Source organism: Rhodococcus sp. NPDC055112 (assembly GCF_053607505.1).
Genome location: NZ_JBSGTR010000030.1, coordinates 34,088 through 57,158, shown reverse-complemented (window position 1 = coordinate 57,158; position 23,071 = coordinate 34,088). Strand labels below are relative to the sequence as shown.

At 69.2% G+C, this 23,071-nt stretch carries 21 protein-coding genes and 1 pseudogene; 5 read left to right on the top strand and 17 right to left on the bottom strand.

Going from position 1 to position 23,071, the window contains the following annotated elements; genetic code table 11:
- Positions 1–33: 33 nt before the first annotated feature.
- Positions 34–1,179, bottom strand: a complete 1,146-nt coding sequence (locus tag ACWFRB_RS15045; RefSeq protein WP_452641937.1) for an acyl-CoA dehydrogenase family protein — start codon at positions 1,177–1,179, stop codon at positions 34–36.
- Between the two features lie 120 nt (positions 1,180–1,299).
- Complete coding sequence (locus ACWFRB_RS15040; protein WP_037175212.1) at positions 1,300–2,538, bottom strand: uracil-xanthine permease family protein; 1,239 nt, start codon at positions 2,536–2,538, stop codon at positions 1,300–1,302.
- A gap of 188 nt (positions 2,539–2,726) precedes the next feature.
- On the opposite strand from ACWFRB_RS15040, the pseudogene ACWFRB_RS15035 reads away from it, so the two are divergent.
- A pseudogene (locus ACWFRB_RS15035) lies at positions 2,727–3,386 on the top strand (pyridoxamine 5'-phosphate oxidase family protein); the annotation flags it as partial.
- Positions 3,387–3,650: 264 nt separating this feature from the next.
- On the opposite strand, the gene ACWFRB_RS15030 reads toward ACWFRB_RS15035, so the two are convergent.
- The 3 genes from ACWFRB_RS15030 to ACWFRB_RS15020 all read right to left on the bottom strand — a co-directional run bounded on the left by ACWFRB_RS15030 (position 3,651) and on the right by ACWFRB_RS15020 (position 6,670).
- Positions 3,651–4,661, bottom strand: a complete 1,011-nt coding sequence (locus ACWFRB_RS15030) for a PHP domain-containing protein (RefSeq protein WP_452641936.1) — start codon at positions 4,659–4,661, stop codon at positions 3,651–3,653.
- A 59-nt stretch (positions 4,662–4,720) separates the two neighbouring features.
- A complete protein-coding gene (locus ACWFRB_RS15025) occupies positions 4,721–6,049 on the bottom strand; it encodes an alpha/beta hydrolase (protein ID WP_452641935.1) in 1,329 nt (442 codons plus the stop codon).
- Between the two features lie 96 nt (positions 6,050–6,145).
- A complete protein-coding gene (locus tag ACWFRB_RS15020; protein WP_452641934.1) occupies positions 6,146–6,670 on the bottom strand; it encodes a PadR family transcriptional regulator in 525 nt (174 codons plus the stop codon).
- Positions 6,671–6,768: 98 nt separating this feature from the next.
- Here ACWFRB_RS15020 and ACWFRB_RS15015 point away from each other — a divergent pair, with 98 nt between their 5' ends.
- Together ACWFRB_RS15015 and ACWFRB_RS15010 are read left to right on the top strand one after the other, a co-directional pair.
- Entirely contained in the window at positions 6,769–7,329 is a 561-nt protein-coding gene (locus ACWFRB_RS15015; protein WP_452641933.1) for a hypothetical protein, read from the top strand.
- A gap of 37 nt (positions 7,330–7,366) precedes the next feature.
- A complete protein-coding gene (locus ACWFRB_RS15010) occupies positions 7,367–8,662 on the top strand; it encodes a carotenoid oxygenase family protein (RefSeq protein WP_452641932.1) in 1,296 nt (431 codons plus the stop codon).
- A gap of 77 nt (positions 8,663–8,739) precedes the next feature.
- On the opposite strand, the gene ACWFRB_RS15005 is transcribed toward ACWFRB_RS15010, so the two are convergent.
- The 8 genes from ACWFRB_RS15005 to ACWFRB_RS14970 form a co-directional block, all read right to left on the bottom strand.
- Positions 8,740–9,798 carry a beta-ketoacyl-ACP synthase 3 gene (locus tag ACWFRB_RS15005; protein ID WP_452641931.1) on the bottom strand — a complete coding sequence of 353 codons (1,059 nt, stop codon included), beginning with the start codon at positions 9,796–9,798 and terminating at the stop codon, positions 8,740–8,742.
- Between the two features lie 93 nt (positions 9,799–9,891).
- The gene (locus ACWFRB_RS15000; RefSeq protein WP_452641930.1) at positions 9,892–10,947 is read right to left on the bottom strand and encodes a hypothetical protein; all 1,056 of its coding nucleotides are present in this window, start codon (positions 10,945–10,947) and stop codon (positions 9,892–9,894) included.
- Positions 10,940–11,881, bottom strand: a complete 942-nt coding sequence (locus ACWFRB_RS14995) for a hypothetical protein (RefSeq protein ID WP_452641929.1) — start codon at positions 11,879–11,881, stop codon at positions 10,940–10,942. The genes ACWFRB_RS15000 and ACWFRB_RS14995 overlap by 8 nt, the downstream gene beginning before the upstream one ends.
- 83 nt (positions 11,882–11,964) lie before the next feature.
- A complete protein-coding gene (hflX, locus tag ACWFRB_RS14990; protein WP_452641928.1) occupies positions 11,965–13,464 on the bottom strand; it encodes a GTPase HflX in 1,500 nt (499 codons plus the stop codon).
- 45 nt (positions 13,465–13,509) lie between these two features.
- Positions 13,510–14,379, bottom strand: coding sequence for a diaminopimelate epimerase (gene dapF, locus ACWFRB_RS14985; RefSeq protein ID WP_452641942.1), 870 nt, complete (start codon positions 14,377–14,379; stop codon positions 13,510–13,512).
- A 134-nt stretch (positions 14,380–14,513) separates the two neighbouring features.
- Positions 14,514–15,359, bottom strand: coding sequence for a TrmH family RNA methyltransferase (locus ACWFRB_RS14980; protein WP_452641927.1), 846 nt, complete (start codon positions 15,357–15,359; stop codon positions 14,514–14,516).
- The gene (gene miaA / locus ACWFRB_RS14975) at positions 15,356–16,273 is read right to left on the bottom strand and encodes a tRNA (adenosine(37)-N6)-dimethylallyltransferase MiaA (protein WP_452641926.1); all 918 of its coding nucleotides are present in this window, start codon (positions 16,271–16,273) and stop codon (positions 15,356–15,358) included. The genes ACWFRB_RS14980 and miaA overlap by 4 nt, the downstream gene beginning before the upstream one ends.
- Positions 16,270–16,983 carry a hypothetical protein gene (locus ACWFRB_RS14970; RefSeq protein WP_452641925.1) on the bottom strand — a complete coding sequence of 238 codons (714 nt, stop codon included), beginning with the start codon at positions 16,981–16,983 and terminating at the stop codon, positions 16,270–16,272. Before ACWFRB_RS14970 ends, miaA begins: the two co-directional genes overlap by 4 nt.
- A gap of 160 nt (positions 16,984–17,143) precedes the next feature.
- Here ACWFRB_RS14970 and ACWFRB_RS14965 point away from each other — a divergent pair, with 160 nt between their 5' ends.
- A complete protein-coding gene (locus tag ACWFRB_RS14965) occupies positions 17,144–18,499 on the top strand; it encodes a DUF349 domain-containing protein (protein ID WP_452641924.1) in 1,356 nt (451 codons plus the stop codon).
- Here ACWFRB_RS14965 and ACWFRB_RS14960 read toward each other — a convergent pair.
- The 4 genes from ACWFRB_RS14960 to ACWFRB_RS14945 are packed head-to-tail and all read right to left on the bottom strand — an operon-like array spanning position 18,496 to position 22,146.
- Positions 18,496–19,479, bottom strand: coding sequence for a tellurite resistance/C4-dicarboxylate transporter family protein (locus ACWFRB_RS14960; RefSeq protein ID WP_452641923.1), 984 nt, complete (start codon positions 19,477–19,479; stop codon positions 18,496–18,498). The genes ACWFRB_RS14965 and ACWFRB_RS14960 overlap by 4 nt on opposite strands.
- Positions 19,480–19,534: 55 nt before the next feature.
- Positions 19,535–20,110 (bottom strand): Rv2732c family membrane protein, encoded by a 576-nt coding sequence (locus tag ACWFRB_RS14955; protein WP_452641922.1) that lies wholly within the window; start codon positions 20,108–20,110, stop codon positions 19,535–19,537.
- Positions 20,107–21,657, bottom strand: a complete 1,551-nt coding sequence (miaB, locus tag ACWFRB_RS14950) for a tRNA (N6-isopentenyl adenosine(37)-C2)-methylthiotransferase MiaB (RefSeq protein ID WP_452641921.1) — start codon at positions 21,655–21,657, stop codon at positions 20,107–20,109. The genes ACWFRB_RS14955 and miaB overlap by 4 nt, the downstream gene beginning before the upstream one ends.
- Before the next feature lie 57 nt (positions 21,658–21,714).
- Complete coding sequence (locus ACWFRB_RS14945) at positions 21,715–22,146, bottom strand: group III truncated hemoglobin (RefSeq protein WP_452641920.1); 432 nt, start codon at positions 22,144–22,146, stop codon at positions 21,715–21,717.
- A gap of 167 nt (positions 22,147–22,313) precedes the next feature.
- On the opposite strand from ACWFRB_RS14945, the gene ACWFRB_RS14940 reads away from it, so the two are divergent.
- Positions 22,314–23,042, top strand: a complete 729-nt coding sequence (locus ACWFRB_RS14940) for an amino acid ABC transporter ATP-binding protein (RefSeq protein WP_452641941.1) — start codon at positions 22,314–22,316, stop codon at positions 23,040–23,042.
- Positions 23,043–23,071 lie beyond the last annotated feature (29 nt).

Genomic DNA, 23,071 nt, shown 5'->3' with positions numbered 1-23,071 from the left:
CTGGTGCCGCGGCCTTTCGCGTGTCCGGTCCGATCAGGACAGGTTCAGTCCCCGACCGATGATCTCCTTCATGATCTCGGTGGTGCCGCCGTAGATGGTCTGCACGCGAGAGTCCATGTACGCCTTGGCGATCGGGTACTCGCGCATGTAGCCGTAACCGCCGTGCAGCTGAAGGCACCGATCGATCAGCTTGACCTGCGCCTCGGTGGTCCACCACTTGGCCATCGCGGCCTCCTGGACGGTGAGCTTGCCCTCGTTGAGCTGCTCGATGAACTTGTCCACGAGGATCCGCACGGCGGTGGTCTCGGTGGCGAGCTCGGCCAGCACGAACCGGGTGTTCTGGAAGCTGCCGATCGGCTTGCCGAACGCCTTGCGGTCGCGGACGTACTGCATCGTCATCTCGAGGCAGGATTCCATCGCGGCCGCGGCGACGACGGCGATCGACATGCGCTCCTGCGGAAGGTTCTGCATCAGGTAGATGAAGCCCATGCCCTCCTCCCCGAGGAGATTGGCAGCGGGGACCCGCACGTCGGTGAAGCTGAGCTCGGCGGTGTCCTGCGCCTTGAGGCCGATCTTGTCCAGGTTGCGACCGCGCTCGAAGCCCTCCATGCCGCGCTCGACGACGAGGAGTGAAAAGCCCTGGGCACCCTTGTCGGGGTCCGTGCACGCGACCACGACGACCAGGTCGGCGTTGATCCCGTTGGTGATGAATGTCTTCGAGCCGTTGAGGACCCAGTGGTCGCCGTCGCGCACGGCGCGGGTCTTGATGTTCTGCAGGTCGCTGCCGGTCCCGGGCTCGGTCATCGCGATCGCGGTGATGATCTCACCGGAACAGAAACCGGGCAGCCAGCGCTTCTTCTGCTCCTCGTTGGTCAGCTTGAGCAGGTACGGCGCCACCACGTCGTTGTGCAGCATGAAGCCGACGCCACTGAAACCACCGCGGGTGGTCTCCTCGGTGATGATGGCGTTGTAGCGGAAGTCCTCGACGCCGCCGCCGCCGTATTCCTCGGGCACGTCCATACCGAGGAAGCCCTGCTCGCCGGCCTTCTTCCAGACCTCGCGGTCGACGATGTTCTGCTCTTCCCACTTGTCGTGGTTGGGAGCGACCTCCTGCTCGAGGAACTTCTGGTAGGACTCCCGGAAGAGGATGTGCTCGGGCTCGAAAAGCGTGCGTTCCATCAAGGCTCCTGTATGTCGACGTAGCTGCTGACAGGCTAGGCGGCGGCCGACTCGAGGGTCGATGACCCTAGCGAGCGCAATCTGTGACCAACAGCGAACCCGGGCCCGGCGACCAGCGCCTCACCGACGCAGCCGCGCCAGCGCCCGCATCAGCGGGTACCCGACGAGGATCCCGACCGAGCCCCACGCGATGCCGCCGAGTTCCACCGAGCCGACCATCAGGGTGAGGTTTCCTATGCCGGCCACCAGCGCCGCGGCGACGACCGTGAGATTCACCGGATCGGTGAAATCGACCTTGGCCTCCATCCAGATCCGCACGCCGAGAATCCCGATGAGCCCGTAGAGCACCAGCGTGGCGCCGCCGATCACGCCGTCCGGCACGGTGAACACGAGGGCACCGAACTTCGGCGAGAACGCGAGCACGATCGCCGTCGCCGCCGCCACCCAGTAGGCGGCCGTTGAGTACACCCTGGTCGCCGCCATCACCCCGATGTTCTCCGCATACGTGGTGGTGCCCGAGCCGCCGCCCGCGCCCGCGAGGGTGGTGGCGAGCCCGTCAGCGAAGAGCGCGTCGCCCGCGACGTCGTCGAGCGACCGACCGGTCATCGCCGCGACCGCCTTGACGTGACCGACGTTCTCCGCGATCAGCACGATCACCACCGGGAGCGCGAGCGCGATCGCCGACCACTGGAAGCTCGGCCCGCGCAGGTGCGGCAGGCCCACCCAGGCCGCCTCGCGCAGCGCGTCCACCCGCTCGGTCGACAGGCCACCGGTCACCGCGGCGAACACCCACCCGATCACGACGCCGACGAGGATTCCCAGCCTGCCGAGCAGTCCAGGACCGGCGGCGGTGACCACCAGGATCGCGACGAGGGTGACGGCCGCGATCAGCGGCTGGGCCTGAAACGAGCCGACCGCCGCAGGCGCCAGGTTCAATCCGATCAGCATGACGACGGCGCCGGTCACCACCGGCGGCATCACGGCGTCGAGCACCCTGGCGCCCGCGAGCTTGACCACGATGCCGACCAGCATCAGCACGACGCCGACAGCCAGCACCGCGCCGAGCTGCGCGGCAGGTCCGTCGGCCGCGGAGGCGGTGAGCGGAGCGATGAAGGCGAACGACGAACCGAGATAGCTCGGGATCCTGCCCCTGGTGATGACGAGGAACAGCACCGTGCCGATGCCCGAGAACAAGAGCGTGGTCGTCACCGGGAATCCGGTGATCGTCGGCACCAACAATGTCGCGCCGAACATCGCGATCACGTGCTGCATACCGATTCCGACCGTGCGTGGCCACGACAGCCGCTCGTCGGGTGCCACGACGGCACCGTCCGCGATCCTCTTGCCGTCGCCGTGCATCTGCCAACGGAATCGGGATCCACCGGCGCCCGTCGTAATCTCCTGCTCAGTCACGGGGGCCAATTCTAGGACGCGACACCGCATTCGCGCCCACGTGGATGAAACGGTGCGATCGATCGGCCCCTCGGCTAGCGTTACCGCCCATGAACGGGCCAGCTGGTCCGTGACTTCCGTTCCCGAGGAGTTCCATGTCTATTCGTCCCACTTTGGGGAGTGTTGGCGAACATGAACTGCAGAACGAATTCGGCACAACAGAACGTGCCGAGCGGTTCTATTCCGATCAGATGCTCAATCACCTGAATCCGACGATGATCGAGTTCGTAGCCCGGCAGGAAATGGCGTTCATCGCGACCGCTGATGCACACGGCGAATGCGATTCCACATTCCGGGCTGGTGAACCGGGCTTCATCCACGTCGTCGATCCACGGACCGTCGCGTATCCGGAGTATCGCGGCAACGGGGTGATGGCCAGCCTCGGCAACATCAAGGAGAACCCTCATGTCGGGATCCTGATGATGGATTTCGTCCGCGACCTGATCGGTCTCCACGTCAACGGCTCGGCTCGTATCGTCGAGGACGTCGACCTCCGCGCCCAGCTGGCCGACCTGCCCGACACGCACGCCAACGGCCGCACCCCCGAACGCTGGGTGGTCGTGGATGTCGAAGAGGCATACATTCACTGCCGCAAGCACATTCCACGAATGGCACCCGTCGATCGGAACCGTTCCTGGGGCACCGATGACGTGCGCCGCAAGGGCGGCGACTACTTCGACGCGAAGGGCACCCCGCACGAACTGCAGGAGCCGGTCGCACCCGCCGCGGAAATCCCGGCCGAGCCGGCGAAGGCGCCCGCACGGAAGCGGGCCGCGAAGAAGGCGGCCACCGGCAAGACCCCGGCCACCAAGACCCCGGCCAAGAAGGCACCGGCGGCCAAGACACCAGCCAAGAAGGCCGCCGCACGAAAGGCCGCTCCACGCAAGGCGGTCGCCGCAACGTCGGCCACCTCACGGACCCCGGTCAAGAAGAGCGTGTCCCAGAAGACCACTGCCGCACGCATTCCGGCGAAGCGGACGGGCACTTCGGAGCCGACCGTCGAGGAGTGACCCGAGGATCTACTGCAGGGTCCAGGCGATGAGGTCGTCGGCGGTCCAGGTGTTGATCACCCTGTCCGCCCCGACCCCGGCCGCCTGAGCCCGCTCACACCCGTATCCCTGGAAGTCGAGCTGGCCGGGCGCGTGCGCGTCGGTGTCGATCGCGAACAGGCAGTCCCGTTCGAGCGCCAGCTCGATCAGGCGCGCGGGCGGATCACGGCGCTCTGGCCTGCTGTTGATCTCCACCGCCGTGCCGAACTGGCGGCAGGCCTCGAACACGACCGCCGCGTTGAACTTCGACTCCGGCCTGGTCCCTCGGGCGCCCTCGACCAGCCTGCCGGTGCAGTGCCCGAGCACGTCCACATGCGGGTTGGCGACGGCCCGCACCATCCGTCTCGTCATCGCGTCGGACTCCATCGCGAGCTTCGAATGCACGCTCGCGACCACGATGTCTAGCTCGGCCAGCAGACCCTCCTCCTGGTCCAGGGAGCCGTCGTCGAGGATGTCCACCTCGATGCCGGTCAGGATGCGGAACGGCGCGAGTTCCGAGTTCAGCTCCGCGACCACCTCGAGCTGACGGCGCAATCGGTCGGCGGAGAGTCCGTTCGCCACCGTCAGCCGCGGCGAATGGTCGGTCAGCGCGCAGTATTCGTGACCGACCATGGCTGCGCGACGCATCATCTCCCCGATGGGGCTGCCGCCGTCGGACCAGTCCGAGTGCGTGTGCAGGTCGCCGCGCAGTGCCGCGAGCAGCGCCCGGCCGCCCTCACCGATCTGCCCGGCCTTCGACCTCACCTCGGTCAGGTAGGCGGGCACCCCGCCTGCATATGCCTCCGAGATCACCGTGGCCGTCTTCGGCCCGATCCCACTCAGCGCGGCCCAGGTCCCGGTGCGGCCGAATCGGTCCCGCTGCTCGTCACTCAGGGCCTCGACGATGTCCGCGGCGCGGCGGTAGGCCTTGACGCGGTGCGTCTCGGCCCTGCTTCGTTCGAGCCAGTACGCGATCTCCCGCAACGCCTCGACCGGGTCCATGAGTACATCCTGAGCCCTCGGTGGTGACCTGGCCACCGGTTGCGGGCAATACCGTCGTTCTAGGGCGCGTGCAGGCCGGTGCGCTCGGCGACCCAGTCGAGCTCGCGTGCCAGTGCTGGTCCCCACACCTGCGGGCTGTGGCCCCCGGGCAGCTCGTAGTAGCGGGCGTCCATCCCGGCGGCCCGCGCTGCCTCGAACATGCGCTGCTGTTGGGGTCGGTACTCCTCGTCCCCGCTGCCCGCCACGAACACCCCGGCGAGCTGCGGCATGGTGGTCACTGCCAGCAGGTCGCGCGCGTTCACCGCGGCGAACGCGGACTCATCGCCCCCGAACGTCGCGGCAACCGTGCTCGCGTGGTCACCGAGCGACGGCTCGTCCTGCCCCGAGATGTCCACGAAGGTCGGATACACGTCCGGGTGACGAACGGCCAGCTGGACCGAGCAGGTACCGCCATAGGAAAAGCCGCCGATCGCCCAGTGCTCGGGATCGTTCTCCACCTGGAGGTGTCCTGTGATCCAGTCCGGCACGTCCCGCGCCAGGTAGGTGTCCACGTTTCCGAGCTGCGAATCGAGGCACAGCGGCACCGCATCGGTCGCCCCGAGAGCGTCCGGGACCACGACGACCGGGGCCAGGCCGTCGTGCTCGGCTGCATACGAGGTGACCGTCTCGGCGAGGCCGCCGAGGGTGAGCCAGTCATCCGGCTGCCCGGGGTTGCCCGCGACGAGAACCAGAACGGGCAGCATCGCGCGCGGCGAATCCAGATAGGCGGGCGGCAGGTAGAGCAGCGCGGGCCGTGGTGCGAAACCCGACACCGCGCCAGGGATCTCGACGTGCGTGAGCACACCGTCCCGGGCCGAGCGCAACGGCCGTCGCCAAACATCGGCCACGGGGTCACCCGACTGGACCTCGGCCTGTGGCCCCGGCACCGCGGCGAAGTCCGTCGCCATCGTGCCGGGAGGTGCCCGGTGCCCGATCACCGCACCGAGCGTGGGAAAGGTACCGAGATCCTCGTTCACCACTCCGGCACCGCATGCGAGAAGAGCCGCGGCCGTCGCCAACGCGAGCGCCACCCTCCCACGGCCCCGGCGACGAAGCAGGCAGCCCGCGGCCGCGAACATGCCGAAAAGGCCGACCGCGATACCCAGAAAGCTCTGCACCGACAGTTGAGGGGGCAGCGGCCGCAGTGCCAACCACACAGCCACCGCGATGCAGGCGGATGTCGCGACGGCGAGGCCCGCGACCGTCCCACGCACCCGAATCGGGACCCCCCGCAGCGCCGTGCCCGCGCCGGCAAGCCCTCCGACCCCGAGCACGAGTACGGCGGTCACGGCAACGGCGCCGGTCATCGACAGCTGCGAGAGTGCGCTCAGCACGGCATGGGCGCACATCGGACCAGTATCACGCCCGTTCCGGTCCCGACACCAATCGGACAAATCGTGGCCGTCGGCGCTGGCGTGGCGCTCTGCTTGGAGGCGTAGGCCCGGCTACTGCGCGCGGGGCGGTAGTTGGGTTTGCGCCCACTCCGCCCACTCGCGATTCATGGCGTGGAAGCGTTCGCCCCACTCCATGGCGATCCGGCCGTAGACCGACAGATCGGTGTCGTCCCAGTCGATGGCGGCCTTCAGTGAGGCCAGCTCGCCGTGTGCTTTGAGTGAGCGGTCCTCGATATCGCGGAGGTACTCGCGAGCATGCTGCTGGGAAGCGACGCCGAGGAAGAACACGCGCAGCAGAGTTTCGTTGCGCGCCGACCGCTTGGGTTTGGTGGTGGTGAGCCAGGTGCGCAGGTCGTCGAGTCCGGCCTCGGTGATTGTGTATTCCTTGCGCCCGCGCGGGCCCTCGTCGGTGACGGCGATCAGTCCGGTATCGGCGAGTTTGGTGAGCTCGGTGTAGATCTGGCTCTGCGTCGCGGGCCAGACGTTGGCAAGGGACTCCTTGAAGCGCCGCAGCAGGTCGTAGCCGCTGGCCGGTCGATCGGACAGCAGCCCTAGTAGCGCGTAACGGAGACTCATGGCATGCACTCTACATTCCAGTATTGACATGTCGAATATGGAGGCTCAGTATTTGACATGTCAAAACTGGAATGTCAACGGCAAGGAGCCGGACGAAGATGACGTACCTTCGCACTTTCGCCCCGTGGATCGTCTACGCCGTGATTCCGTCGCAGCACTGGCAGTGGTCCGCGATGATCGCGCTCGCCATCGCGCTGGCCGGTATCGCCCAGCAGATCCGCGCCGGGCAGCAATGGGACGCGCTGATCATCGACATCGGGTCGGCGGCGTTCTTCACGGCGCTGACAGCCCTGGCGTTCACCGATCCGGACACCGCGCTGCATCCGTACATGCCCGCCATCTCCTCTGGGGTGCTCGCGCTGATCGCCGGCGTCTCACTGCTGGCGCGGGTGCCGTTCACCCTGCCGATCGCCAAACAGACCACGCCGCAGGAGTTCTGGGATCAGCCGATGTTCATCCGGACCGCCTACATCCTGACCTCGGTGTGGACGGCGAGCTTCGCCATCGGCTGCATCGCACTGACCGCGCTCGCCCATTCCTCCTCGGGCCTGCGCACCACGGTGCAGGTGCTGGCCTTCGTCGTCCCGGTGGTGTTCACCGTCCGCTACGTCGCCCACGTCCAGGCCAAGGCGAAGCTGCTCGGCGAGCCCGCAGCCTGACCCTTCACGACACCCTTCGAAAGAACAGGTACGGATCATGACCGTCCCACATCTGACCGGCAACTACGCACCGGTCACCGAGGAACTCACCGCCTACGAATTGCCCGTCACCGGAACCATCCCCGCCGAGTTGACCGGCTGGTACTTGCGCAACGGCCCCAACCCGCACGCCGCGGCTTCACAGCACTGGTTCCTCGGCGACGGCATGGTGCACGGTGTGCGTCTCGAAGACGGACGCGCCGTCTCCTACCGCAATCGGTGGGTCCGCACCACGACCTTCACCGAAGGCGCACGCGGTCGGGACAGTCAGGGCAATCGGGATCTCGTGGCAGGCGTGGCCAACACCCACGTCATCCGGCACGCGGGGCGCACCCTCGCACTGGTCGAGTCCTCCTACCCGTACGAGTTGACCTGCGACCTGGACACTGTCGGCCCGCACGATTTCGACGGCAAACTGACGACCGCCATGACAGCGCACCCCAAGACGTGCCCGGTCACCGGCGAACTGCACTTCTTCGGCTACGACGTCTTCGAGCCGTATCTGACCTATCACCGCGCCGATGCCGCCGGCAACCTCGAAGTGAGTCGTGCGGTCGAGGTGCCGGCCGCCACCATGCACCACGACTTCAATCTCACCGCGCGGCACGTCGTGTTCATGGATCTGCCGGTGCTTTTCGACCTCGCGACCGCGCAGGCCGGAACGGGTATGCCGTTCCGGTGGAACGACGACTATCAGGCGCGACTCGGCGTACTGCGCCGCAATGATCCGTACGGTGAGATCCGCTGGTTCCCGATCGACCCTTGCTATGTCTTCCACGCACTCAACGCGCACGACGAGCCGGGCCGAATCGTCCTGCACGTCATGCGGTATCCGAGCATGTGGCGGGCCGATTCGCACGACTTCGAGCAGGCCACACTGTGGCGATGGACCATCGATCTGGTCGCCGAAACGGTTCGGGAGGAGCAGCTCGACGACCGTGTCGCGGAATTTCCTCGGGTCGACGATCGGCTCGCCGGTCTCGACACCCGATTCGGGCATGCCAGCGTCTCGGGCAGCAGTGGCGCGCTGATCCGCTACGACTTGCACCAGAGTGTCAGCTCAGCTCATGAATTCGGCCCCGGCCGGATTCCGGCCGAGGCGTCCTTCGTCGCCGCCGATGAAAACCCCGGCGGCGACGGCTATCTCATGACCTATCTCTACAACGCCGACAGCGATCGCAGTGATCTGGTCATCCTCGATGCAGGCGATCTCGCCGCGCCGCCGGTGGCGACTGTCCACCTGCCCAGCCGGGTCCCCTACGGGTTCCACGGCAATTGGCTCGCCGACATCTGACCTCGGCGCGATCGACGGCGTTGCGCCCGCTTCGGCGAAGTCGCCGAAGCAGGTGCACCGGCGCACCGCATGTCAGGTCAGAAGCTCGTTTCGACGGGCACGGGCGGCAACGTGACGACCTGGCCCGCGTAGCTCAGTCCGGCCCCGAAGCCGAGCAGCAGGGCGAGCTGTCCGCCCTTCGCCTTACCCGTCACCAGCATCTCCTCCATCGCGAGTGGAATCGACGCGGCGGACGTGTTGCCGGTGTTCTCGATGTCGTTCGCGACCGGCACGTCGTCCCCGAGGCCCAGGTTCTTCTTCATCAAATCGTTGATCCGGGCGTTGGCCTGGTGCGGGACGAAGACCTCGATGTCCTCGATCGCGACGCCGGACTCAGACAGGATGCTGCCGAGGGCCTTGGGCAGGGTGATGGCCGCCCACCGGAACACGCGCGGGCCCTCCATCGACACCACCATGCGGCCGACCTGCTCGGCGTCCGCACCCTGGGCCTGCAGGGACTGCGCCCGGTCCATGTATGCGGGGATGTCGTAGTTCTGGCTGATGGCGGCGGAGTTCTCGCCGTCGCTACCCCACACCGTCGGCGAGATGCCGTTCCGCTCGCTGGGGCCGACCACCACCGCACCCGCGCCGTCGCCGAAGATGAAGGCGGTGTTGCGGTCGGTCGGTTCCATCACCACGGACATGGTCTCGACACCGATGACCAGGACATACTCGGCCGACCCGGACCGGATCATGTCGGTGGCCACGCCGAGCCCGTAACCGAAGCCGCCACAGCCCGACGCGAGGTCGAACGCCGCGATGCCGTTGATCCCCAGTTCGTGTGCCACCTGCGGGGCGCCGTGCGGGATCTTCGTCTTCCAGCTGCCGGTGGCGAGGACGAGCGCGCCGATCTGCTCCTTGTCGATGCCGCTGTTCTTGATCGCGCGCTCGGCCGCGGCAACGGCCATCGACTTCGCGGTCTCGTCGCCGCTGATCCAACGGCGGTTGCGGATGCCGCTGCGCTCGTAGATCCACTCGTCCGACGAGTCGAGTACCTCGCACACCTCGGCGTTGCTGACGATCCGCTGGGGCCGGTAGGCACCGATACCGAGCAGCGAGACGTTCTCGTGCCCCTTCTTGACCGCAATGTTGAACATCTGGATCTTGCCCTTCGCCGCTGTGAGAGTTGTCCGCCGTTCGGCTGACGTGTGAATCGGCATGGAGCCTACCGACCCGAACCCGACAACTGTTCAGTTCCGTCGACGCCGCGAACGGATCCGCCACCACAGCAGGCCGCCGACGGTGACCACGAGCCCGGCGCCGACGCCCGCGGCGATCAACGCCCCTGAGTCCATCTGCAGTGCAACCCCCACCTCCCCGGCCGCGGGGGTGACCAGCGCCGTCGCCCCGTACAGGACCCGTATCGGCGGCAGCGGTCCGCCGTTCGCCTCGGACGCGCTGAGCAGGTCCCCTGCCGGGGTGAAGGCGATGGCCTCGCCCTGCGGTTGGTCCGGCATCGGCACCCGGATCGCCTCGGCACCGGTCAGCGCCGCCACCACGTCGCCGTCCGGCGCCGGGTACAGGTACACGTCGGTGTAGGTGCGCAGCGCCACCACCGTGCCGTCCCGGCTGACCGCACCGCCGGTGATCATGACCCCGCCCGCGAACGGGATCGGGCCGCCCGGTGTCTCGGTCGGCTCGAATCCGATCTGCCCGACCCGCTCCAACGCGGTGGGGCCCGGGCTCGGCAACTGCTCGGCGCGCAGTGCACCGACGGGCCGATAGATGCCGCTCGCGCCGAACAACTCCTTCGTCACGAGCACCGGGACCCCGTCGCGGCCCAGGAGGATCGCCTCCGCGTCGTGGGCGCCGTCCGGGTAGGTGAGCCGGCGCAACGTGCCCGCACCGGTGCCGGTGTCCATGTCGGTCAGCGCGACGGTGGTCCGCGCACCGGCATTGTCGCCGGTGTCCGAGAACCACAACCGCCCGTCGGCCTGTGCCAGATCCTCCACGTCGAACGGGTCGACCGGCAGCGGCAACGTGCCGGTCACCCGGCACTGATCATCGAGGACCCGAACCGCATCGTCCGTCCCGCTGTCGGCGGCCGCGTAGATCCCGTCATCGGTGACCGCCAGACCGGACAACTCCTCCAACCCGGAATCCGTTGGAGTGCAGAAGTTCTCGAAAGCAACGTCGACCGTCTCGATCGGAGCGGGTGCCGCGCTCGGCTGGGCCGACGCGGGCGCCGCGGTGAGGGCGGCCGAACCAAGGACAGTGACGACCACCGCCGCGAGGCGGCTACGCACCGAGGTCGACCAGTCCGGTGGCGCCGCGCAGGACCTGGATCGGCGGCAGCGGACCGCCGTTCGCCTCGGACGCGCTGAGCAGGTCGCCGTCCGGGGTGAAGGCGATGGCCTCTCCCTGCGGCTGGTTCGGCATCGGGACCCGCACCGGCGTCGTACCGGTCAGCGCGGCGGCGATGTCTCCGTCGGGCGCCGGGTAGAGGTAGACGTCCGTGTAGGTGCGCACCGCGACCACCCGACCGTCGGCACTGACCGCGCCGCCGGTCACCAGGATGGACCCCGCGACCGGCATCGGGCTGCCGGGGGTATCGGTTGGCGCGTAGGCGATCTGCCCGATGCGCTGCATCGGCGCCGGGCCCGGGCCGAGCTGGTCCAGGGAGGCGCCACCGGCCGGGCGGTAGATCCCGCTGGCCGCGAGGATCTCCTTGGTGACGATCACCGGTCTGCCGTCGCGGCCCACCAGCAGCGTCTCCGCGTCGTGCGGGCCGTCCGGGTAGGTGAGCAGGTGCATCGTGCCGCCGCCGGTGACGGGATCCACGTCGGTCAGCGACACCTGCTGGCGGACCCTGTTGTTGTCACCGGTGTCCGAGAGCCAGAGCCGACCGCCGGACATCGCCATGTCCTCGACGTCGACCGGGGTCCGCGGCACCGGAACCGTGCCGGTGAACCGGCACTGGTTATCGAGCACCCACACCTCGTCGTCGGTGCCGCTGTCCCCGATGGCGTAGATCTTGTCGCCGGTGGAGACTAGTCCGGATATCTCCGCGAGCCCGGGATCAGTTGGGGTGCAGAGCGTCTCGAAGCGGGCGTCCGACGCCGCGGAACCCGACGAGGAGCCGGTGGAACCGCTCGACCCCGGCGCAGCCCCGGCCGGGGCCGCGGTCAGCACGGCCGAGCCCACCACCGCCAGCGCGAGCACCGCCGACCGGCTACGCATCGGCGCGCCAGGCAGATCCGGCCGCGGTGCGCGCAGCGTCGAGACAGGCAGCGCCCGGTTCCGTCATGTCCATTCCCGTCCGGTCAGGCGCTGTGTCGGTACTCCTGGAGTGCGGAGGCCAGCGCCTCCGGCACCTTCGCGCGGACCAGTGTGCCCTCCGGCTCGTGCGAGGACCCGAGAATTCGTCCATCCGAGTGAATTCGGGCCACCAGGTCGCCGCGGGTGTACGGCACCAGCACGGTGACCTCCACCTCCGGCGCCTTCACGATCTCCGCGAGGCACTCCCGCAGCTCGGCGATACCCTCGCCGGTCCGCGCCGAGACGAACACCGCACCGGGCAGTAGCCCTCGGAGCTGGGTGAGCGTCACCGGATCCGCGGCGTCGATCTTGTTGACCACCAACAGCTCGGGCGGCGCAGGCGAATCGGTCTCGCGGAGCACCTCGGTTATCACCTCGCGCACTGCCTTGATCTGGTCCGTCGGGAGCGGGTCGGAGCCGTCCACGACGTGCAGCAGCAGGTCGGCGTCGGCGACCTCCTCCAGCGTCGACCGGAAAGCCTCGACCAGCTGGGTCGGCAGGTGCCGGACGAAGCCGACGGTGTCGGTCAGTACGTACTGGCGGCCGTCCTCGAACTCGGCCTTGCGGGTGGTCGGGTCGAGGGTGGCGAAGAGTGCGTTCTGCACCAGCACGCCTGCGCCGGTGAGCGAGTTGAGCAGGCTGGACTTGCCTGCGTTGGTGTATCCGATGATCGCGACCGACGGCACCTCGCTGCGCAGCCGCTGGGTGCGCTTGGTGTCGCGGGCGCCCTTCATCTCCTTGATCTCGCGGCGCAGCTTCGCCATCCGCTCGCGGATCCGGCGGCGGTCGGTCTCGATCTTGGTCTCGCCCGGTCCGCGCGTTCCCACGCCGCCGTCCTTGCCCGCGCGGCCGCCCGCCTGCCTGGACATCGACTCACCCCAGCCGCGCAGCCGCGGCAGCATGTACTGCATCTGAGCCAGCGCGACCTGCGCCTTGCCCTCGCTGGAGGTGGCGTGCTGGGCGAAGATGTCGAGGATCAGGGCGGTCCGGTCGATGACCTTGACCTTCACCACCTTCTCCAGGGCGTTGAGCTGCGCGGGGGTCAGCTCGCCGTCGGCGATGACGGTGTCGGCGCCGGTGGCGAGCACCACCTCACGCAGTTCGTTGGCCTTGCCGGAGCCGATGTAGGTGGCGGCGTCGGGCTTGTCGCGGCGCTGCACCAGCCCCTCGAGAACCTCCGAACCCGCGGTCTCGGCGAGCGCAGCCAGCTCGGCCATGCTCGCCTCGGCCTGCGCGGCGGTGCCGTGGGTCCAGACGCCGACCAGCACCACGCGCTCGAGGCGCAGCTGGCGGTACTCGACCTCGGTGACGTCGGTGAGCTCGGTGGACAGTCCGGCGACACGGCGCAGCGCAGCGCGCTCGTCCAACTGCATCTCACCGACCGACGGGTCGTGGCCCGTCCAGCCGGTGTCGTGGTCGGTGGCGTCGTGGTCATCGGCGCCGCGGTGCTCGGCGCCGATGTCATCGAGGATCGGTGTCTTCGTGATACGCGGTGTTTTCGTCATACAGGACCCATGGTCCCACGACCGACCCTCCTGGTGCACGCGCATTTACGCGAGCGCGTTCCACCAGTCGTCGTCGATCCGCCCGGAACCGACCAGAACCGACGGACCCCGCAGTTCGGCGGCACCGTCGCGCACCGCGACCAGGACCTCACCACCCGGCACCCGCACCAGGACCTCGCCCTCCTCACGCCCGTCGGCCCGCAGCGCAGCGGCGGCGGCCGCGACGGTGCCCGTGCCACAGGACCGCGTCTCGCCGACCCCGCGCTCGTAGACGCGCATGTCGACGGCGCCGTCGACGAGCGGCGTGAGGATCTCGATGTTGACCCCGTGTGGGAAGAAGTCCGACGCGAACTCTGGCGCTGCCGTCAGGTCGAGCGCGGCGAGCTTGTCGGCGGTGAGCGACTCCTCGACACAGGCCAGGTGCGGATTACCCACGTCGATGCCCAGCCCGGTGAACGTCTGGCCGCCCACGGTGGCGCTGGAGGTCCCTAGCTCGGTGACCGTGCCCATGCCGACGCTCACGTCGGCCGTCCACCCGTCGCAGCGGTGCACGGCCACGGGCCTGGCGCCCGCGCGACTGCCGACCACGAACTCGGTCGCTCCCTCGAGGCCGGTGGCCCGGAGGTAGTGCGCGAACACCCTGACCCCGTTGCCGCACATTTCGGCGATCGATCCGTCGCCGTTGCGGTAGTCCATGAACCAGTCGTCGTCCCCGACGCCCTCGGGCAGCGTGTCGAGGACGCCCCTGGCGCGCAGGGCGCCCGCCCTGGCGACGCGCAGGACGCCGTCGGCGCCGAGTCCACGACGCCGGTCGCACAGCGCGGCCACCCGATCGGCGCGCAGATCCAGGCGCACGTCGAGGTCCGGCAGCACCACGAAGTCGTTCTCGGTGCCGTGGCCCTTGCTGAATTCCATGCCGATCATGCTACCGAGCGGCGGGTACGGTTCGCCGACCCCGGCGAACAGGGCCATCCGCGCGGCCAGCCGGCCTGCGAGAGCCGCCGACGACGCGTCCGGATGCGACGTCCAGTCCGAATCCCACTCGTTGTTCATCCGCGCTGCCTCGCGATCTCGTAGAGGCAGACCGCGCCCGCGCTCGGTGCGCCGAGGGAGCTGGCCGCGCCGCCGATCGGGATGCTCGCGGTGACGTCGCAGGCCGCGCGCCAGGAGGCGCTCATCCCGCGGGTCTCGTTGCCGATGACCAAGATCGTGCCTCCCGTGAAGTCGTGCTCGAAGATCGGCACGTCGCTGTCCTCGTCGGTGCCGACGATCCGCAGCTCGGTGCCGCCGTCACGGATCCGCGCCCGGTAGGCCAGCACCTCGTCCGCGTCGGCGACCGTCAGCACCGGCAGTGCGAAGAGCGATCCCGTCGAGGCGCGAACGCACTGCGGGTCGTACGGATCGGCGGCATGCCCGGCGACGATCACCGCGTCCGCACCGAAGGCGTTGGCCGACCGGATGAGGGTGCCCAGGTTGCCGGGCGAGGACGGCCGGTCGAACACCACGAGCAAGGGCGACGCCCCGGTGAGCGCGAGCGAACCCAGCCCGCGGTGTCGCTGTTTCGCGACCGCGATCAGTTCGGGCGAGGCGTCCTTCTCCCCCAACTCCGCCATGAGTTCGCCACTGACGCCGACCTTCTCGTGCTGCCAACCGTCGAGCACACCTCGGGCCCATGACGAGAGCGGAGGTCCGTCGATGCGGTACAGGAGCGCCTCCAACGGCCAGTCGTGCTCGATCGCGAGGGTCAGCGGTCGCACACCCTGGATCAGGAAGCGCGCCGACTTCGTCCGCTTGGCGCGGGTGTTCAGGTACGACTCCCACTGCTGAAAGCGCGCATTGCGCACCGTGACCCGCGCGTCGCGCGCCGCGAGTCTGCTCACCGGCTTCTTGCTCACTGGCTCCCCACAATCGTCATTGCACTAGAGATCACATCGCGGTCGCCGCCGTCGAGCCAGTGCACCCGCTGGTCGCGCCGGAACCAGGAACGCTGCCTGCGGACGTACCGCCTGGTCCCGATCAGGGTCCGCTCCCTGGCCTCGTCCATGTCGTACTCGCCGTCGAGCGCGGCCAAGACCTGGGCGTAGCCGATGGCCCGCGGGGCCGTCACACCCTTGCGCAGTCCAACCTCGATCAGGCCGAGAACCTCCTCGACGAGACCGCCGTCGAACATCATCCGGGTGCGCAGCCCGATTCGTTCGTCGAGCTCCGCGGTGTCGCGATCCACACCGAGAATAACGGTCCCCCAACGCGGTTCGCCGATGGTGGGCGCAGATGCCGCGAACGGCCTGCCGGTGAGCTCGACGACCTCGAGGGCACGGACCATCCGCCTGCCGTCCGTCGGCAGGATCGTCGCGGCGGCATCCGGGTCCGCCTTGAGGAGTTCAGCGTGCACCCCCGCCACACCGCGCTCGGCCAGCACCGCTTCCCAGCGCGCCCGCACCGTGGGATCGGTGGCCGGGAACGACCAGTCGTCGAGCAGGGACTGCACGTACATCATCGAACCGCCGACGATGATCGGCACCGCGCCGCGGGCTGCGATCGCCTCGACATCGGCACGAGCCCCGCGCTGGTAGTTCGCGACGGTGGCCGTCTCGGTCACGTCGAGCACGTCGAGCTGGTGGTGTGGGATGCCGCGGCGCTCATCAGGTGGCAGCTTGGCGGTGCCGATGTCCATGCCGCGGTACTGCTGCATCGCGTCGATGTTGACGATCTCGCCGCCGAGCCGCTCCGCGAGGTCGAGTCCGAGGTCCGACTTGCCGGTCGCGGTCGGGCCGACCACCGCGATCGGTACGGGTGTGCGCGCGGTCACGGCAACCACATGCCGACGTGGTAGCCGACGCCGTAGGGCGCGCCTCGGTAGTAGGTCCGACACTCGCCCGGCGCGCCCCCGAACAGCCCGGCGAGCACCTGCCAGGCCGCGCGGCCCTCGATCCCGATGTCGAGGCAGGCCACCGGATCGAGTTCCGCCAGGTACTCGGCGTCTCCGGAGTCCAGTGCCCGGTCCAGCTCGGCCTGCGCCTCGGGCGCCCGCTCGTCGAACGAGCCCGGTGCCTTGGCCGTGAGCGTCCTGGCGCCGTCGGCTATCACCAACACGCCTCGGGGGTGGGGGTCGGCATCGAGGCGATCGCGCAGCCGGGCGCCGAGTTCCGCGCAGTACACCGGCGAGGTGTCCTCGGCAACGATGATCGCGTCCACGACGGTCTCGGCGGGCGCCGCGGCTCGCAGCCAGGCGGCGATCAACGCGGCCAACGGCAGCTCCGTGTCCAGACCCGAGGCGGCAGGCGACAGCGCGACCCGCACGTCCGCGCCGTAGCCGCGGAAGGTTCCCGCCGCGGTCGCCTGGATCTCGCATTCGGTGCGTCCGACACCGATCGCGGTCCAGCGAGTCGAGAGCGCGCCGAGCCGTGCCGCCACGTCCTTCGAGGCCAGCCGCAGCTCGTCGGTCTCCGCCGCCGCGCCGCCGGCCAACTCGGGTATCAGCAGAGGTGGCGAGGGGACGAGAGCCGCGGCGGTGAACACCTGGGCCACGGTAGCCGACGGCGGAATCCCCGACTTCGGGGTCTGACCTGTTTCAATAGTCCTGGCCACTTGCAGCGGGTTGAATGGAACCCACATGGACGAGTGGCACCGAGACCTACGACGCAACGGCAGCCGTGACGCGCGGCAGAGATGAGGAGTCATGACCGACAGCAGCGCACCCAAGCCAGGCGCCCCCAAGCCAGGAGCACCCAAGCCCGGCGCCCCCAAGCCCGGCGCGATCAAGCCGTCGGCCGCTGGGCCCGCCCCCGCCGTGGCGCATCCGCCCACCCTGGCTCCGCCGAGCGACCCCAGCCTCTTCGGCCGGGTGGACGAGGACGGCGCAGCATGGGTCAAGACGGTCGACGGCGAGCGCCAGATCGGTTCCTGGCAGGCCGGTGACGCGGCCGAGGGCCTGGCCCACTTCGGTCGCCGATACGACGACCTGGCCACCGAGGTCGGACTGCTGGAGGCCCGGCTCGCCTCGGGTGCGGGCGACGCGAAGAAGACCAAGGCCGCCGCCGTCGCGCTCGCGGAGTCGCTGCCGACGGCCTCGGTGATCGGCGACATCGACGCGCTCGCGCGCAGGCTGGACGTGATCGTCGCGGAATCCGATCAGGCCGCGGCGGCCGCGAAGGTCGAACGCGAGCACGAGCGGGAGGAGCACACCCACCGCAAGGAGGAGCTCGCCGCGGAGGCCGAGCAGATCGGCTCCGAGTCCACCCAGTGGAAGGCCGCAGGCGATCGGCTGCGCGAGATCCTCGACGAGTGGAAGACGATCCGTGGGGTGGACCGCAAGGTCGACGACGCGCTCTGGAAGCGGTACTCGAAGGCCAGGGAGGCGTTCAACCGGCGTCGCGGCGCGCACTTCGCGGAGCTCGACCGCGACCGCGCCTCCGCAAAGGTCGTCAAGGAGGAGCTCGTGGTCCGCGCCGAGGCGCTGTCGGACTCCACCGATTGGGGCCCGACGGCCGCCGCCTTCCGTGATCTGCTGACCGAGTGGAAAGCAGCAGGCCGGGCACCGCGCGATGCCGACGACGCCCTGTGGAAGCGGTTCAAGGGCGCCCAGGACGTGTTCTTCGCCGCCCGCAACGCCGCGGCGTCCGAGCGCGACGCCGAGTTCGACGAGAACGCCACCGCGAAGGAGGCGTTGCTGCGCGAACACGGGGACATCGATCCCGAGAAGGACCTCGAGTCGGCCCGCGCCGCCCTCCGCGACCTGCAGGACAAGTGGGACGCCATCGGGAAGGTGCCGCGCGAGCGCATGCACGATCTCGAGGGCAAGCTGCGCGCGATCGAGAAGAAGGTCCGCGACGCCGTCGATTCCCAGTGGCGCCGGACCGATCCCGAGGCCATGGCCAGGGCGGCCCAGTTCCGCGAGCGGGTTGCCCAGTTCGAGGACCAGGCCGCGAAGGCGACGGCCGCGGGCAAGACCAAGGACGCGGAGAAGGCCCTCGCCCAGGCACAGCAGTGGCGTGAGTGGGCCGAGGCCGCCGAGGGCGCGGTCAACGGACGCTAGCCGGCGCTGGTGTCCGCGGATCCCGCGGACACCAGGTGCCGGGCCGAGGCCACCAACAGGATCACGCACACCACCACCGCGGGCCAGATCAGCACCAGCCCTACCGGCCTGAGCCAGGACGCCCCGATCGCGCCTGCGACCGTGATCGTGGCCGCCGCGGTCATCCCCATCGGAAACGCGGTGGACCAGCGCCGGACGTCGAATCCCGTGCGGGGCCACCGCACCTCGCAGATCGCGAGCGCCAGGTACCCGGCGAGGTCAAGGGCCAGTATCGCAGCCGCGGCGACGCGGATCACGGTGTGCGGCCAGCCATTCCAGCCTGCCGCGTCCATCGCGAGGATGAGCTTGCCCGCCGCGAGAGCGCTGATGGCCAGTCCGCCCGCGCACACCCAGTGGTCGCCCGACCCGACCCTGAACTGCACGAACGAGAAGCGGGCAAGCACGACCGCGTAGGCGACGAGGCCGAGGACGAACACCGCCCCCGAAACCACGGTCAGGAACGGCGCGCGCAACGCGACCGCGAGGGTGGCGCCGAGGACCGCCAGTCCCTGCGTCGCCACGCACAGCAGAAAGTGCGCCCCGACAGTCGGTCCGGTCCAGTGCCCGATCACCACGGGCATCAACACCGCCCAGACGAGGACGGCCAGGCACAACGCGACCATGGCGACCGCGTCCCAGCCGAGCAGGGCAACCCGCGTGCCGAGGACCGTGGTCGCCGCGACCGCGGTCAGGGCGGCCGGGGTATCGGCCTCCGTCTCCCAGCGGGCCCGGTCGCCGACGAGGCGCGTGAGGAAGATCCCGACGAGCACCGCCCAGATGCCGATCCCGATGACCAGCCAGATCATGGAGAACCACTCGATGCCGGCCAGGTGGAGCGCGACCGACACGATCCCGGTGGCCATCGCGGCAGCACCGGCGCCCGGCGGCACCGCGCTCAAGGCGCGGTCCGCGGCGACTACCTCCTGATGGCGACCGAGCACGAACCCAGCATGACGGCAACGAGCGCGCCGCGCCGGACGAATCCGGTCACGCCGCTCAATCCTTCTGGTCGCCCCAGATCGTCCGCTGTTCGGCCTCCGCCGTCCGCTGCCTGCGCTCCTGCTCCGCGGCCAGCTGCAGGGAGGTGCGGCTCCAGACCACCTTCAGCCAGTGGAAGGTCAGGAACAGCACCGCGATCCAGCCGAGGATCAGGCCGATGCCTGGCCCGCCGCCCGGGTCGGTCGCGGGCAGCGTCTGCCGCGACCAGATGGCCAGCATGCCGAACACGAAGGCCACTGCGCAGCCCGCCGACGCGACCCACGCCAACGCCCAGCGACGGGTGACCAGCGCCAACACGCTCACCCCCACGCCGAACACCATGGCCAGCCACACGAACACTCGGGACGGCATCGCGATCGACTCCGCGACCGCGGTGTCGTCGCCTGCGAGCACATCCCACCCGTTCGCGGACCCGGCATGGGGCAGCATGAACGAGAGCAGCAGCGCGAGCACGGCCACCGCGACCACGACCGCGCGCATCCCGGGGTCGATCTCCCCTGCGACCTTCCGCTCGGCCGCCTCGATGTCCTTGCGGTACTGCTCGATGGGGTCCTCGTGTGCGTCTTTGCTCATACTCCACATCCGGTTGCGGTCGGCAGCGGCGCGGGCGCACCGATCTGCGGTAGGCCAAGCCCGACGCCGATGGGCGGCGTCTTGGGGGTGATGCCACGTTCGTGTGAGTCGCCCGCCCTGGTGCGGCGGTGGCTGAGCACCGGGCCGTCTGCGATCAGGTGGTGCGGGGCGGCGCCGGTGATCGTCGCGGTGATCACGTCGCCGGGGCGGAGGTCGCCGTCGAGCCGGCCCTCCGGACGGAAGTGCACGAGTCGGCCGTCGCGGGCGCGGCCACTCATCCGCTGGGTCGCCTCGTTCTTGCGGCCCTCACCCGCGGCGACGAGCAGCTCGACCTCGGCACCGAGCAGCTTCTGGTTCTCCTCGAGGGTGATCTGCTCCTGCAGCGCGATCAGCCGGTCGTACCGTTCCTGGACGACAGCCTTCGACAGCTGGCCCTCCATCTCGGCGGCCGGGGTGCCGGGCCGCTTGGAGTACTGGAACGTGAAGGCGCTGGTGAAGCGCGCCTTCCGCACCACGTCGAGGGTCTCCTGGAAGTCCTCCTCGGTCTCCCCTGGGAAGCCCACGATGATGTCGGTGGTGATCGCGGCGTGCGGCATGGCCGCACGGACCTTCTCGATGATGCCGAGGAACTTGGTCTTGCGGTACGAGCGGCGCATGGCCTTGAGCACACGGTCGGAGCCGGACTGCAGCGGCATGTGGAGCTGGGGGCACACGTTGGGGGTGGTGGCCATCGCCTCGATCACGTCGTCGGTGAACTCGGCGGGGTGAGGGGAGGTGAAGCGGACCCGCTCGAGACCCTCGATGTTCCCGCAGGCGCTCAACAGGGCGGCGAAGGCGCCCCGGTCGCGGGGGACCTCGGGGTCGGCGAACGAGACGCCGTAGGAGTTGACGTTCTGTCCGAGCAGGGTCACCTCGAGGACACCCTCGTCGACCAGGGCCTGCACCTCGGCGAGGATGTCGCCGGGGCGACGGTCCACCTCCTTGCCGCGAAGCGCGGGCACGATGCAGAACGTGCAGGTGTTGTTGCAGCCGACCGAGATGGACACCCAGCCCGCGTAGGCGGACTCCCGCTTGGCAGGAAGGGTGGAGGGGAAGGCCTCGAGCGACTCGAGGATCTCCACCTCGGCCCGCTGGTTGTGCCGGGCCCGGTCGAGCAGGGTGGGCAACGAACCGATGTTGTGGGTGCCGAACACCACGTCCACCCATGGTGCCTTCTTGACCACGGTCTCGCGGTCCTTCTGCGCCAGACAGCCCCCGACAGCGATCTGCATGCCGGGGTGCGAGGCCTTGGTCGGTCGCAGCATGCCTAGGGTGCCGTACAGCTTGTTGTCGGCGTTCTCGCGGACGGCGCAGGTGTTGAACACCAGCAGGTCAGGCTCGGCTCCTGGGGCCGCCTTGGTGTATCCGGCGTCCTCGAGCAGACCGGACAGGCGCTCGGAGTCGTGCACGTTCATCTGGCAGCCGAAGGTGCGTACCTCGTAGCTACGCGCCACCTGGTCATCGGAGTCGCTGTGCGCCGCGGGGGTCTCTCGGTCGATCGTGTCCACGTCAACCAGGGTACGGCCCCGTCAGGGGCAGCTCGCACGCCCACGTTTGCCCGCGGCTCAGGCCGACGGCGCCGACCCCGGCACACCGAGCCGCAGCGCTTCCGCCGCGACGCTCGGCAGCCCCGACAGCCGCCGGTTCATCGACGTCGCGATCCCCGCGCCCTGGACCTTTGCCCGGTCCGCGTGCGGACCCGCGTACATCTCGTCGACGGTGCGGTGCCAGAGTTCGAGCCAGCGATCGAAGTGCGCCGCACCGAACGGGTGCTGTGATCGGACCCGCTGGTGCACCCGTAGCGCGCTGCCGCGGTAGGTCCCCGCGCCGAACAACACCGTCTCCCAGAAGTCGCACATCACCGGCAGGTGCGACTCGAGGCCCTGTTCGCGCACCTCCGTGAACGGCTCCGCGAGTAGGTCGTCGACCAGGGCCCGGCCGTAGAACCGTCGGAGCAGGGCCTCCACGTCGTCCCGGCAGGTCAGGTCCCCGGTCATGCGCTCCCCTTTGCTTCCTGTCGCGTTCGGCCCGGCCAACCTACCGGGACCACGGCGCGGCGCGGCCCGCAAAGGTCGCGGTGCGCCGTCCCGACCCCCTAGGGTCTTGGGCTATGACGAACGCTGGTGAATCGGGGGCTGCCACCTCGGTGGCCGACTCCCCCACCATGATCTCGATGAAGTCGGTCCAGAAACACTTCGGTGACCTGCACGTGCTTCGCGACATCGAGCTGGAGGTCCCCACCGGCCAGGTCGTGATCGTGCTCGGGCCGTCGGGGTCGGGAAAGTCCACACTGTGCCGAACGATCAACCGGCTCGAGCCGATCGACTCGGGAACGATCGCGATCGACGGCAAGGAGTTGCCCGCCGAGGGCCGGGCGCTCGCCGCGCTGCGGGCCGACGTCGGGATGGTGTTCCAGTCCTTCAACCTGTTCGCGCACAAGACGATTCTCGAGAACGTGATGCTCGGGCCGATGAAGGTGCGCAAGAAGAGCAAGAGCGAGGCCAAGGCGCGGGCAACGGAACTGCTCGAGCGGGTCGGCATCGCCAACCAGGCGGACAAGTATCCGGCCCAGCTCTCGGGCGGCCAGCAACAGCGGGTGGCCATCGCGCGGGCGCTCGCGATGAACCCCAAGGTGATGCTGTTCGACGAGCCGACGTCCGCGCTGGATCCGGAGATGGTCAGCGAGGTCCTCGAGGTGATGATCTCGCTGGCGAAGGAGGGCATGACGATGCTCGTGGTCACCCACGAGATGGGGTTTGCACGCCGCGCGGGCAACCGCGTCCTGTTCATGGCCGACGGCCTGATCGTCGAGGACACCGATCCCGAGACCTTCTTCACCGCACCGGAGACCGACCGCGCAAAGGACTTCCTGGGCAAGATCCTGGGCCACTGAGCCAGGGACACTCCTGGCACGCCCCACCC